The 12,534-nt window shown below is 39.3% G+C and carries 12 protein-coding genes; 5 read left to right on the top strand and 7 right to left on the bottom strand.

The window, feature by feature from the left end; all coding sequences use genetic code 11:
- Positions 1-32: 32 nt before the first annotated feature.
- On the top strand, positions 33-1,580 hold the full coding sequence (locus EZ456_RS18985; RefSeq protein WP_131532867.1) for an acyl-CoA mutase large subunit family protein: 1,548 nt from the start codon (positions 33-35) through the stop codon (positions 1,578-1,580).
- 553 nt (positions 1,581-2,133) lie between these two features.
- Positions 2,134-3,564, top strand: a complete 1,431-nt coding sequence (gene dnaA / locus EZ456_RS18980) for a chromosomal replication initiator protein DnaA (RefSeq protein WP_029275646.1) — start codon at positions 2,134-2,136, stop codon at positions 3,562-3,564.
- Positions 3,565-3,696: 132 nt separating this feature from the next.
- On the opposite strand, the gene EZ456_RS18975 is transcribed toward dnaA, so the two are convergent.
- From EZ456_RS18975 to EZ456_RS18955, 5 genes are all read right to left on the bottom strand, one after another.
- Positions 3,697-4,245 carry an NUDIX hydrolase gene (locus EZ456_RS18975; RefSeq protein WP_205945133.1) on the bottom strand — a complete coding sequence of 183 codons (549 nt, stop codon included), beginning with the start codon at positions 4,243-4,245 and terminating at the stop codon, positions 3,697-3,699.
- Between the two features lie 39 nt (positions 4,246-4,284).
- On the bottom strand, positions 4,285-4,674 hold the full coding sequence (locus EZ456_RS18970; protein WP_131532865.1) for a hypothetical protein: 390 nt from the start codon (positions 4,672-4,674) through the stop codon (positions 4,285-4,287).
- A 98-nt stretch (positions 4,675-4,772) separates the two neighbouring features.
- Positions 4,773-5,549 carry a TPM domain-containing protein gene (locus EZ456_RS18965; protein ID WP_131532863.1) on the bottom strand — a complete coding sequence of 259 codons (777 nt, stop codon included), beginning with the start codon at positions 5,547-5,549 and terminating at the stop codon, positions 4,773-4,775.
- 3 nt (positions 5,550-5,552) lie between these two features.
- Positions 5,553-5,996, bottom strand: coding sequence for a TPM domain-containing protein (locus EZ456_RS18960; protein ID WP_131532861.1), 444 nt, complete (start codon positions 5,994-5,996; stop codon positions 5,553-5,555).
- An 83-nt stretch (positions 5,997-6,079) separates the two neighbouring features.
- Entirely contained in the window at positions 6,080-6,661 is a 582-nt protein-coding gene (locus EZ456_RS18955) for a LemA family protein (protein WP_029275651.1), read from the bottom strand.
- A 553-nt stretch (positions 6,662-7,214) separates the two neighbouring features.
- Here EZ456_RS18955 and EZ456_RS18950 point away from each other — a divergent pair.
- Genes EZ456_RS18950 through EZ456_RS18940 form a run of 3 tightly spaced genes read left to right on the top strand, consistent with a single transcriptional unit; the run spans position 7,215 to position 9,654 of the window.
- Positions 7,215-8,756 carry an NAD(P)/FAD-dependent oxidoreductase gene (locus EZ456_RS18950; RefSeq protein WP_131532859.1) on the top strand — a complete coding sequence of 514 codons (1,542 nt, stop codon included), beginning with the start codon at positions 7,215-7,217 and terminating at the stop codon, positions 8,754-8,756.
- Positions 8,757-8,789: 33 nt separating this feature from the next.
- Positions 8,790-9,257, top strand: a complete 468-nt coding sequence (locus EZ456_RS18945) for a DinB family protein (RefSeq protein ID WP_131532857.1) — start codon at positions 8,790-8,792, stop codon at positions 9,255-9,257.
- A 37-nt stretch (positions 9,258-9,294) separates the two neighbouring features.
- Positions 9,295-9,654, top strand: coding sequence for a CoA-binding protein (locus EZ456_RS18940; RefSeq protein ID WP_131532855.1), 360 nt, complete (start codon positions 9,295-9,297; stop codon positions 9,652-9,654).
- On the opposite strand, the gene EZ456_RS18935 is transcribed toward EZ456_RS18940, so the two are convergent.
- Positions 9,651-10,760 (bottom strand): acyloxyacyl hydrolase, encoded by a 1,110-nt coding sequence (locus EZ456_RS18935; protein ID WP_131532853.1) that lies wholly within the window; start codon positions 10,758-10,760, stop codon positions 9,651-9,653. The genes EZ456_RS18940 and EZ456_RS18935 overlap by 4 nt on opposite strands.
- Positions 10,760-11,725 carry a lipid A deacylase LpxR family protein gene (locus EZ456_RS18930; protein ID WP_131532851.1) on the bottom strand — a complete coding sequence of 322 codons (966 nt, stop codon included), beginning with the start codon at positions 11,723-11,725 and terminating at the stop codon, positions 10,760-10,762. Before EZ456_RS18930 ends, EZ456_RS18935 begins: the two co-directional genes overlap by 1 nt.
- Positions 11,726-12,534: the final 809 nt, after the last annotated feature.

Here is a 12,534-nt window from a genome sequence, read left to right as displayed (position 1 = left end):
CAATGATCATTGAACTAATGAACTAACCAATTATGAGCGAAAAAAAGCACACCACCACTTCAGGCATTGAAATAAAAGCGCTATATACCAAAGCGAAAGCAATGGAAGAGCTGCCGGGCGAATTTCCTTTTACCAGGGGGATCCAGAAGGATATGTACCGGGGCCGCTTATGGACGATGCGACAGTACGCTGGCTTTTCGACCGCTGAAGAATCGAACAAGCGTTATCATTATTTATTGGCCCAAGGAACAACGGGCTTATCTGTTGCTTTTGATCTTCCAACGCAAATTGGTTACGATTCTGATCATGAAATGGCCGATGGAGAGGTGGGTAAGGTGGGCGTGGCTATCGATTCGTTAAAGGATATTGAAATTTTATTTGATGGTATTGAGCTGAAAGACATCACCACTTCGATGACGATCAATGCAACGGCTTCAATTTTATTGGCCATGTATATTGCGCTGGCTAAAAAACAAGGAGCAGATTTAAAACAGATTTCGGGAACCATTCAGAATGATATTTTAAAAGAATATGCGGCGAGGGGGACATATATCTATCCGCCAAAGCAATCGATGCGTTTGATCACCGATATTTTTGAGTTCTGCAGCAAAGAGGTGCCGAAGTGGAATACCATTTCTATATCTGGCTACCACATTCGAGAAGCTGGATCAACCGCCGTACAAGAACTTGCTTTTACATTGGCCAACGGAAAAACCTACCTGAAAGCAGCGCTAGATAAAGGTTTAGATATTAATGTGTTTGCAAAACGCTTATCGTTCTTCTTTAATTGCCATAATAATTTCTTCGAAGAGATAGCAAAATTTAGAGCCGCAAGGCGGATGTGGGCCAAGATTACCAAAGATTTGGGTGCTACAGACGAAAAAGCCCAAATGCTAAGATTTCATACCCAAACCGGAGGCTCAACTTTAACTGCACAACAACCTTTAAACAACGTAATCAGGGTAAGCAACCAGGCTATGGCTGCAGTTTTAGGCGGAACCCAGTCCTTGCATACCAATGGTTATGATGAAGCACTTTCATTGCCAACCGAATCGGCTGCAAAAATTGCTTTACGTACCCAGCAGATCATTGCCTTCGAGAGTGGTGTTACCGATACTGTAGATCCATTGGCTGGATCATTCTTTGTAGAAAGCTTAACCGATGAAGTCGAAGCTGCTGCCTGGGCTTATATCGATCGGATAGATGTTATGGGTGGCTCGGTTAATGCCATCGAAAGCGACTACATGCAAAATGAGATTGCTGGTGCATCTTATCAATATCAAAAAGAGATCGAAAACGGAGAAAGGATCTCGGTAGGTGTAAATAAGTTTACCCAAGCGGAAGAAGGCCTGACGGAGGTTTTTAATGTAGATGATTCTATCCGGAAGCTGCAATCTGAAAAACTGGAACATTTAAAAACAACCCGCGATAATGATGCTGTAGAAAAAGCATTGCAAAGATTGCATGAAGCCGCTAAAGGCGAAGACAATTTGATGCCATTGATTATAGATGCGGTTGAAAAGTATGCTACACTGGGCGAAATTGCAGATGTGTTTAGGAGTACTTTTGGCGTTTATTAAGGAAGTTTAAGTACACTGATTTTGCGCTTTATTCCAGTTTAAAATTAATGGAATTCTGCTTTTAATGAAACGATAATAAAATGAACAAATACCTCGTTCATTGATCTTAGAATAATGGGCAAAACTGTCGTAAAATTCATACAAGAACAAAGGGTTATGAAATAATCTAAAATCAATTTAAACGATGGTCTTAAATTAATATTAATTTATTTATCTTATAGCTTTGATTTTCAGTTTATTCGAAATTAAAAAAGACTAAAACGCTTAACTAGTGTCTGAAATGGCTTAGATTTTGCTTTTTCAACAGCGATTCGAAGTGATGAGAGGATGATGATGTTAAATAATAGTTAATGTGGATAACCAGTGTTAATAAATAGTTATCAACATAAAAAATTGAGGTTAAGTGGGCTACTATATTCCTTATCAGTACGTTACGATTTATTTGAAATTTTTGTTTAAAATGTTGATAATTTTCTCAATATTCGTAGTCCCTAAACGGACCATCCCTTTAATTCGAATAGGCACTGTAAACCAATAAATTATAGAAATCGCAATGGAAAAAACTTGTACAGAAGTATGGAAGAACTGTCTTCAAATTATTAAGGATAACATTCCGAGTCAAAGTTTCAAAACTTGGTTCGAGCCAATAACAGCCCTTAAATTGGAAGGTAAGGTTTTAACTATACAGGTGCCAAGTTTGTTCTTTTACGAATGGCTTGAAGAACATTATGTAGGCTTGCTACGCAAGACTGTAAAAAAACAACTTGGAGAGGATGGCAGGTTGGAATATAACATCGTTGTAGATAAATCATCAAACAGCGGTAATCCTTATACTACCAATATGCCCTCAAATGGAAATGGTGCGGAGGCAAAGGTACAATCGATGCCGATTCCGGTTTCCATTAATAAGGATATTAAAAACCCTTTTATTATCCCTGGATTAAAAAAATTAAATGTTGATCCACAATTAAACTCTAACTATACTTTCGAAAATTATATTGAGGGAGATTGCAACCGCTTGGCGCGTTCTGCAGGTTACGCTGTAGCGGCTAAACCAGGTGGTACATCTTTTAACCCTTTAATGATTTACGGTGGAGTAGGTTTGGGTAAAACGCACTTGGCACAGGCGATCGGTAACGAGATTAAACGCAGCATGCCAGATAAATTGGTGATCTATGTAAGCTGTGAGAAATTCTGCCAACAGTTTGTAGATTCATTAAAAAACAACACCATTAACGATTTCGTTAACTTTTATCAGGCGATGGATGTGATCATTATGGATGATGTACACAACTTTGCCGGTAAAGAAAAAACACAGGATATTTTCTTCCACATCTTTAACCACCTACACCAATCGGGCAAACAGGTAATCTTAACATCTGATAAAGCACCGAAAGATTTAGCTGGTTTGGAAGAGCGTTTGTTAAGCCGTTTTAAATGGGGCTTATCTGCAGATCTGCAGATTCCTGATCTGGAAACGCGTATTGCTATTTTAAGAAAGAAAATGTATGCTGATGGTATTGAGTTACCAGGCGAGGTGGTAGAATATGTGGCACACAACATTGATAACAATGTGCGTGAGTTAGAGGGTGCTATGGTATCTCTTTTGGCACAGGCCACTTTGAATAAAAAAGAAATCGATTTAGCCCTTGCTAAGCAGATGTTGAAGAACTTCATTAAAAATACATCTAAAGAAATTTCAATGGAATACATCCAGAAATTGGTTTGCGAGTATTTCGAGGTTCCTGTTGATATGGTAAAATCCCAAACACGTAAACGCGAAATTGTTCAGGCACGTCAGATTTCGATGTACCTTTCTAAAAGTCATACTAAATCATCATTGAAAACAATTGGTGCTTTCTTTGGTGGCCGCGATCACAGTACAGTGATTTATGCTTGCCAAACCGTAGAAGATTTAATTGATACGGATAAAAAGTTTAAAGCTTACGTACACGATATCCAAAAGAAATTAAAAATGAGCTAAACTAAGTTCAGGAACAGAAAGATAGAAGGGTTTAAATAAAATCTTTCGTTCATGTCCAAAAGTTTATGCGTTAACAATAAAGGCCAGGTATTTTATCTGGCCTTTATTGTATAGTTTTCTGTTAAGCATAAATTAAAGCTTTTCCAGTTCAGCTAAGCCATAGAGTAAAGCAGCAACGTGTAATGCCTGTGCTATTTTATTTTCCTTAACCAGTTGCCTTACCTCCTCAACAGTATATTCTTCAACATTTAATATTTCATGTTCATCTAAATGCTGCTCATGCGTTTTAATCCCACCTGTTAAGAAATAGGTAAAAGTTTTATTGTTCGATGTTGCAGGGTTAGGGTAAAGCTCGGCAATAAGTTTGCAGGTTTTAAAACTGTAGCCGGTTTCTTCTAAAAGTTCACGTTTAACAGCAAACTCAGGTGCTTCATCGCCGTCAATCACTCCGCCCGGAACTTCAAGCGAAACAATATCGGCCGCATGGCGGTACTGGCGAACCATAATTATTTTTCCTTCAGTGGTTATTGCAATTGCATTAACCCAGTTCGGATACTCTAAAACATAATAATCGTCTTTTATAATGCCATCGGGGAGTTTAACTTCGTCTACCCTCAAGGTAGCCCACTTTTCCCTTACTAAGTATTTAGAGGCAAGCTTTTGCCACTTTTCTATAATCATTTATTTATATTATTTTGTTTAGCGCCATGCGCGTGGTGTTTAGCGTAAATATTGCTGTATAGTTTTCTGACGGTGCAGGTTTACCAAATGTACAATCTTGTGTCGATCTGACAGGTGTTGATAGACTAAATTCAGCTTTGGAGCAATCATTTGGTTTCTATCTGGACTTATGCCTAATTCATAATATAGGAATTCGCTCAGCGAGTCGAGTTTTTCTGGAGGAAGGTTACCCTCAGTTAACCAGTTTTCAAAAACAGCCATATCTTCATTTTTCAGAATTTCTTTCGGCAATTGAAAGCCGCCTTCCATTGTCTCGTCAAAAAGTTGATTGGCTTCAGTCAACTTACCTTCTAACTTTAGCCCCATAATACGGGCCAAAACCTGTGCGAGTTTCTGTATTTCTGCTGTAATTAAATCTCTTCTGTACATTATTGTTGTAATGTTTAATCTGTTGGAAAGTTGTATTGTTGTGTAATGTTCAAAATGAAAACGGTTCCGAACTAAAGACTAAAGACTAAAGACTAAAGTTACCAGCTTCCGCTAGAACCACCACCACCAAAGCTTCCTCCGCCAAAACCACCGAATCCGCCTCCTCCTCCGCCTGAAGAACCGCCTCCCCAGCCACCGCTGCTTCGGCCACCGCCACCGCTTCCAAAAAGCATGGCCCAGAACAAAGCGTTAGATGCACCCCGACCGCCAATTACTTCACTGCCGCCTCCGCCACCTTTTCTCATAAAGATGATGATTACGATTACAATAATGATAATAATCACAATACTGCCACCTCCGCCGCCTTTCTTTGAAGAAGCTTTTGGATTATCATTTTTATATTCGCCCCTGGTATATTTTATAATTGAAGTAGTAGCTTCATCTAGGCCGGCATAATAATTTCCTGCTCTAAAATTGGGTTTAATATCGTTATCAATAATACGCTTGGCATAAATATCAGGCAGTGCGCCTTCCAAGCCATAACCTGTTTGGATAGAGATTTTCCGATCGCCAACAGCCACAACAATCATGATACCGTTGTTTTTGCCACTTTGGCCAACTCCCCATTTTCTGCCCAGTTCTACAGCGTATTCGTTAATATCATAATCGCCGACTGATTTTAGTATCGCTATAGCAATCTGTGTTGATGACGAATCATTAAAAGCCACCAATTTAGTTTCCAATTGCTGCTTTTGATCGGCAGACAGCACATTCGAATAATCATTAACCAAAGTATTGGGCTTCTCTGGAAAATCCTGTGCAAAGGCGAATGTGAATAATAAACTCAGTAACGAGAAAAGGAATATTTTCTTCATCGCTTATTTGTGCTCTAGGTTATCCATAAAAATGATATCATTTGGCAATTCATTAATGTCGCCTTTTTGAGGGGGGAAGAATAAGGCTAGTTTTTCTCCGGCCAATGCTACCCCTGCAATAATGCCATCGGCTAAATCGCCTTTAGCAAAGTGCGCAGTCATTGCTATTTTGGTTGTTTCCCAAAAATTTTTAGGTACTACCTGGTTAATGCCTACATCGCCAATAATGGCAAATTTATGATCGGCATGCGCCAGGTAAATCAGTACCCCATTTCTCTTGGCTGTTTTGTCCATATCCAGCTTGGTAAAATACTCGATAGCTTTCTCGTATGGATCGCCTGCGCAATGTTTGTCAATAGCAATTCTAATTTCTCCAGAAGTTGCTCTTTCTGCATCTGAGATCGCTTTTGCTATTTTTTCTTGTTCAATATCTGAAAATAACGACATGTGCTTATTTTGTATGAAGTAAAAAGGGTAATAAATGCTTAGTTACTAAACATTCACTACCCTTAAATATTGTGTTGAGAATATTAAAATTCTACTTTCGGGGCATCTTTTGCAGTAGCATCGGCCTCAAAATATCCTTTAGCTTTAAAGCCGAACATACCAGCAGTTAAATTGGTAGGGAACGATCTGATTTTGCCATTATACTCTTGTACTGCATCGTTAAAGTCTTTACGGGCAACAGTGATTCTATTTTCGGTACTTTCTAATTGTGCCGATAAATCACTGAATTGCTGTGTAGCCCTTAGTTCAGGATAATTTTCTGTGATCGATAATAATTTACCCAAAGCCTGACTCAATTGTCCTTGAGCAGCCTGGTATTTCTGGATGTTTTCAGGAGTCAATTCATCAGCTTTAACCGTCATCTGCGTGGCTTTTGCACGTGCTTCGGTTACGGCAGTTAAAGTACCCTGCTCAAATTTAGCAGCTCCTTTTACAGTAGCCACCAAGTTCGGAATGAGGTCCGCTCTTCTTTGATACTGGGTTTGCACAGTTCCCCATTTCGATTTAACGTTCTCATCAAGTTTAACCATGCTGTTATATCCGCATGAACTTAAAGTGCTCACTGCAATAACTGCAGCTAAAATTCCAAATATTAATCTTTTCATCTTTATGGTTTTTGTCTTTTTAATAGAATTGATTTATGGTCAATTTACGAATTAGATATCAAATTGCATGCCTATGTTACACTTTGAATGATTATATGACAGGTTGACAAGCTACTCATTGAATTTAATGAGATTAATTGGTGTTTTTTTGTTTTGGAGCGCAGTACTTTTCGCTTTTTTTTATGCTGGTCCCGCTCTCCGCTTATCCCGATAGAAAAAATCGGGATGCCCGCTCCGATCGGGGCTAGGTACTCTGGGTTGCGGCACAGAAAACCGACATAGGGGTACAGAAATAACCTAATTAAACCAGATCGAACGGATGTCCCCGATTAAGCACTGCTTTTTTATTATTCTATAGTGTGCTTGCTTGTTTCACAGGTTTTTATCTGGGCAGGAGGTAGAGCGGGACGAAAAAGACCTATGTAATACTGCAATTGCTTTCTGAGTGTACAAATAAATTTTATCATATGGTGTCAGCAGAAAGGTAAATCTTATTAATTATTCTTGATAGTTACTTATCTTTGTAGTGTTCGGGATAAAAACCTGACATGATATGCAAAAAGACATCGAAATTACACTGCTCCCACACGAGGTAGAGCAAACTGAGGTAATTAACCAGAAGCTGGCCGAAACCTTAAAATTACCTGGATCGAGAATTAAAGGTTATGAAATCCTGAAGCGATCGATAGATGCCCGCTCGAGAAAAGTGATATTCAGGCTTCAGGTAAAAGTTTTTGTCGATGAGGAAGCCATTCCCGAAGTATACACTATTAACTATAAAAATGTAAGTGATGCTAAACCCGTAATTATTATCGGGGCTGGCCCAGCTGGGTTATTTGCAGCGTTACAATGTATTGAAAATGGATTAAAGCCCATTATTATCGAACGTGGTAAAGATGTAAAGCAACGCCGGAGAGATTTGGCTGCCATAAATAAGCAGGGTTTGGTAAATACCGAATCTAATTATTGTTATGGAGAAGGTGGTGCGGGTACCTATTCGGATGGTAAATTGTATACTAGATCCAATAAAAGGGGTGATATTAATAAGGTGCTTCAGGTTTTTGTGAACCATGGGGCGGAAGCTGATATAGCTATCGATGCCCGTCCACATATTGGTACAAATAAACTTCCACATATTATCACTTCTATAAAAGATACGATCCTGAATGCTGGGGGCGAAGTGATGTTCGATAGTCGGATGACTGATATTTTAATCGAATTCGGGAAAGTAAAAGGAATTGAGATAAATTTTGAAGAAAAGTTGTTCGCTGATGATGCTATCTTGGCAACAGGACATTCCGCAAGGGATGTGTACGAATTGTTGAACAGTAAAAATATCCTCATTGAGGCAAAACCATTTGCTTTAGGCGTGCGGATTGAACATCCTCAGGGAATTATTGATTCCGCACAGTACCACTGCGATATCCGATCGGAGTTTTTACCGCCAGCATATTATAGTTTGGTTGAGCAGGTTGGTGCTCGTGGGGTATTTTCTTTTTGCATGTGTCCGGGTGGTATCATAGCGCCATGCTCAACTGGGGAAAATGAAATTGTGGTAAATGGCTGGTCGCCATCTAAAAGGAATAATCCTTACGCCAATTCTGGAACAGTGGTACAGGTTACTTTAAACGATGTTCAAGGTTACGATCCGCTCAGAATGTTGCACTTTCAATCTGAAATTGAAAAAATGGCTTTTGAGGCCGGCGGTGGAAACTTGGTAGCACCTGCACAAAGAATGGTAGATTTTGTGAACAATAAGTTATCTATCGATCTGCCGAAGAATTCCTATTTACCTGGTACCAAAAGTTCGATGCTGGATAATATTTTACCCGATTTTGTATCCGATAGCTTACGCGCAGCATTACCACTGTTTGGAAAAAAGATTAAAGGTTATTATACAAATGAAGCTATTCTGGTAGGAGTAGAGAGCAGGACTTCCTCTCCTGTCAGAATTCCGAGAGATAAAGAAACTTACCAGCACCCTCAAGTAAAGGGCTTGTATCCTTGCGCAGAAGGCGCAGGTTATGCCGGCGGAATTGTATCGGCAGCCATAGATGGAATTAACTGTGCGAATGCAATATTAAACGCATCTTAACAAACTTTATATTGCCCCAATTGTTGTTTTGGTATGTTTAATATCACTAACGAAATTAAAAAGGCATTTAACGGAGATGCCTGGCATGGGAACCATGTAATGCAAACACTAAATAACGTTAACCCTGAAAGTGCGTTTAGCCACTTTGTGCCAGGTGCGCATTCTATTGCCGAAATTGCTATGCATTTAACTGCCTGGACAGAAGAGGTTACCTCAAGACTGAGTGGGAAACCTGCAGCAGAACCCGCAATGGGCGATTGGCCAGTGCCCGAAAGTGGGACACCCCAGGCTTGGGAGCGTATTATTTTTAATTTTAAAATTGCAAATGAAGAACTCATCCGGCTTTGTGAAACCATCAAAAATAACCAATGGGATGATGAGGTAAAGAGTGAGCGAGATCCGGCTTTGGGAACAGGGGTAACTAATGTAGAGCTTTTAAGTGGTTTGGCACAGCACCACGCTTATCACTCTGGTCAAATCGCTTTGCTTTCTAAATTTTAGTAATTAAACTGTCTAATAAATTTTTGGAATCAACTTTATGAAGAAGACACTTATTATCGGCGCATCGCCAAACCCATCAAGATATGCCTATAAGGCGGCTAATATGCTCAAGCGCTTCAATCACGAAATTGTTAACGTGGGCATAAAAACAGGAGAGGTTGCAGGCGTAGAAATTGAAAAACCGGTTCAGATTCATACCGATATAGATACCATAACTTTATACATTGGCCCATCCTTACAGGTTCAATACCACGATTATATCCTGGAAACAAAACCCAAACGTGTAATTTTCAATCCAGGAACTGAAAACTACAAGCTCGAAAAATTATTGGAACAACACAACATCGAACCCGTTGAAGCCTGTACTTTAGTATTGTTAAGTACTGGTCAGTATTAGAATCTGTAAACTACGCCCCAGTTTACATAATCTGCCTGTGCAAAGTGCATATATGTTTTTGCCTGTAAACCAATGTGCGGAGTAATGTTAAAAGTAGGTCCGAATGTCCAGTACCAGGAAGCTTTGTCCATCAACCTGTTGTAGTGGATGTATTTCCCAATCTGTGCCGCAACAGTTACACGCCATAAATTGATATCGGCACCAATGCTAATTCCTGTCCGCCACTTATCATAAGAACTACCATAATTCTGGAAGGTTTCTCCATAGTTGTTTGGATCGAAGGTGGTAAAGTAATAAACCGCATCCGCCCCTGCCTTAAGCGACATTACATCATTCAGGTAAAAGTTGTAGCCGGCATATAAACCACTTTTGTATAAACTTTTCGTTCTATTTCCAAATACACCTCTTGCGCCTAAACCCGCACTAAGTTCAATTGAATTACGCTGTAAAGTGGTGTAGGTGCTTTTTCGCTCTGTAGTTAATGTTTTTGGATTATTGAGTTTAAGCCCGACATAAATGTTTCCGGTATTCAGTCCTCCATTTGGAACAGTGGCGCCTCCGTTAGATATATGTAGAAAACCGAAACCTACTAATAGATCCGCATATTTACTCATTGGCAGCTCCATTCCTAAATCGGCTTTAATGGTTTCATTAATCGGACTTCCCAGAAACCTATTTTTGGTGTTATTGTAATAGTATTTATTCGTATAGCCTAACCCTACTCCTGGTGTAAAGTTAAATTTGGCTTTCCCCACTTTAAATAGCTGAAAATCCATTTGTGCCACTAATCCATATACCTGTCCAAATGCATTGGTCGAGGTATCTTGCGTCCCTTTCAGTTTGCTCAGATTTCTAAAAATAAAACCGATCCCGTAAGATTTGGCACCACTAAATCCGATCCACTTATCGCTGTTCTGGCTGATGTCCTTGAAATAGGCAGCGTCAAATCCTGTAATCTGATCATGGAATAAGTGTCCCTGATCGTTATTTATATGTGTGCCAAAAATAGGCTTAAAAATAATCGAATGATTTTCTGGAGCTATTTGAGCCTTAGCAAATGTGCAACCCATGATAACGAGAATAAAAGAGAGTAGTTGTTTTTTCATTAGCTTTTACTAAAACGGTAAGCAAGACTATAAAAGGCATAACGGTAGCCAGTGGCACTATTTTTAACCTCGTTCGAAGTAAAAGTGGCGGTATAATTGGCTGTCCAGCGTGCAATGGCGAAAGTTAAACCCACCTGAGTGGTAAAAACAATCGGTTTGGGCTTAAAGGTGATTGGCCCTTTATTGTTCAAAAATAATCCTCCCTGCAAACTCGAGTCGAACGCAACAGCATGTAGCTGCGGGCTAACCGAAAGAAAAAGTTCGTATTTGCGCTGTGCTTTGTTCGTATTGTTATTGCTCACCAAGCTATTAAAAGCCGAGGAACCATCCATATCATTAAATCTGCCCAGACGGAACATTGCAGCAAGATTTGCTTTCGTAATCACGTTGCCAATTGCCGCAGAAGTTGTTCCTGTAATATCGAATATTTTATTGTTGGTGCTCACTAAAAGCTTATTGTATTCTGCACCTAGGCTTAATGTTGGTTCGCTGTTTAAACCGTATTCCCATCCTTCAATCTGGTTTTGACCAACCAGTTTATGAAATGCTTTTTGAAACTCTTCGCCCAAAGCGTCTTTTCCCGTAAGTCCTATTTGTGCAGAAACCTTTAGCATTTGTTTGTTTGTATAAAAACGGCTATAATTTGCTTCGCCGTAAAGATATGCTGTAAAAGGGCGGTCGTGTAGGGCGGGGTTTGGTAAAAAACTATAGTATGGATTGTATATTTTTTGACCAAGTTCAAAACCGATAATCTCTTTGCTTCTCCCTGCTTTTAAATTTTCTCCATTTAGTGCATGCCTATATTTGATAAAAGCGCCATTTGTATAATAACGATCGCTCGTAATATCGATATAAGCATCATTCTCAGAAATCACAACAAGCTCATTCTTATAATTTTGCGCATAACCGATTTCTGCTATGCCGATAAATAGCAGAGAAAGGTATAGTTTGAGCATCAACTTCATTTATATGGATGGTTTAATAAAGCTATAAAAGTATTAATTATTGTTCAAAATTTCGATAAGATGCTTGCCAATTGCACATGAGTCTTCAGAAGTCCATTCAGGGCACACGGGTTATTCCTATAATTCGCTGTAGCCCCAGTAGAAAAACCGTGGGCTGCCACTGCTGTCGGGTTTAGGTGGCATAAACTTCCGAAGTTTTCAGGGGCGGGGAGCCTGGGAAACTTCGGAAGTCTAAATGGCTGGGCCGCTTTAACACCTATTATAACAAAAAGTTTTGCCTGTTGTATTATTTTTTCTAGTTGTAAACCATCTACTTACGTTAAGTTCTTCGGTAATCTGGAAAAAAGCTTTGCTTGTGTGTTAAAAATTCCTACTTTTGCATCCCGCTTCGGAGGAAGGGTTTTTGTTGAAAGGATGGCGTGAGCGATAAGAGAGCGAGATTTATTTTAAATAAATATTGCGSRAGTGGAAAAGATTRCTACCTTTGCAGCCCGGTTCGGAAGAACGGRAAGCTGAATAAAATYAGCTTATTGAAATAAGGGTAAGAGTGAAAAAATGGGGCTGAGAAAATAAAATTTATTTTATTTGGAAGTTTAAAAAAGATCCTTACCTTTGCACTCCCAACCGAAAGGAAGTGGGAAAATCGGAACGGCGGATGTCGGAAAGATAACGAAAAAAGATTGAAACAAACGAAAACATGTTTAAGACGAATAAGACTTAAACGAACTGAAGTTTGAAGATATATAAAAAGACCAACCGCGAGGTTAACGGTCGATAAGTTCTTAAAAGAGATGTCAATGTAGCGTAGC

Origin of the sequence: Pedobacter psychrodurus, assembly GCF_004331735.1 — a bacterium.
Lineage (GTDB): Bacteria > Bacteroidota > Bacteroidia > Sphingobacteriales > Sphingobacteriaceae > Pedobacter > Pedobacter psychrodurus.
Note: the sequence above shows the minus strand (reverse complement) of the source record. Positions and strands in the feature narration are given on the sequence as shown.

Bases quoted from the DNA above. Each gene is read 5' to 3' on its own strand.
- EZ456_RS18930 (WP_131532851.1), bottom strand. From the start codon at position 11,725: ATGAAGTTGATGCTCAAACTATACCTTTCTCTGCTATTTATCGGCATA.
- EZ456_RS18965 (WP_131532863.1), bottom strand. From the start codon at position 5,549: ATGAAGAAAATATTCCTTTTCTCGTTACTGAGTTTATTATTCACATTC.
- EZ456_RS18985 (WP_131532867.1), top strand. From the start codon at position 33: ATGAGCGAAAAAAAGCACACCACCACTTCAGGCATTGAAATAAAAGCG.
- EZ456_RS18975 (WP_205945133.1), bottom strand. From the start codon at position 4,245: ATGATTATAGAAAAGTGGCAAAAGCTTGCCTCTAAATACTTAGTAAGG.
- EZ456_RS18945 (WP_131532857.1), top strand. From the start codon at position 8,790: ATGTTTAATATCACTAACGAAATTAAAAAGGCATTTAACGGAGATGCC.
- dnaA (WP_029275646.1), top strand. From the start codon at position 2,134: ATGGAAAAAACTTGTACAGAAGTATGGAAGAACTGTCTTCAAATTATT.
- EZ456_RS18935 (WP_131532853.1), bottom strand. From the start codon at position 10,760: ATGAAAAAACAACTACTCTCTTTTATTCTCGTTATCATGGGTTGCACA.
- EZ456_RS18960 (WP_131532861.1), bottom strand. From the start codon at position 5,996: ATGTCGTTATTTTCAGATATTGAACAAGAAAAAATAGCAAAAGCGATC.
- EZ456_RS18950 (WP_131532859.1), top strand. From the start codon at position 7,215: ATGCAAAAAGACATCGAAATTACACTGCTCCCACACGAGGTAGAGCAA.
- EZ456_RS18940 (WP_131532855.1), top strand. From the start codon at position 9,295: ATGAAGAAGACACTTATTATCGGCGCATCGCCAAACCCATCAAGATAT.
- EZ456_RS18955 (WP_029275651.1), bottom strand. From the start codon at position 6,661: ATGAAAAGATTAATATTTGGAATTTTAGCTGCAGTTATTGCAGTGAGC.
- EZ456_RS18970 (WP_131532865.1), bottom strand. From the start codon at position 4,674: ATGTACAGAAGAGATTTAATTACAGCAGAAATACAGAAACTCGCACAG.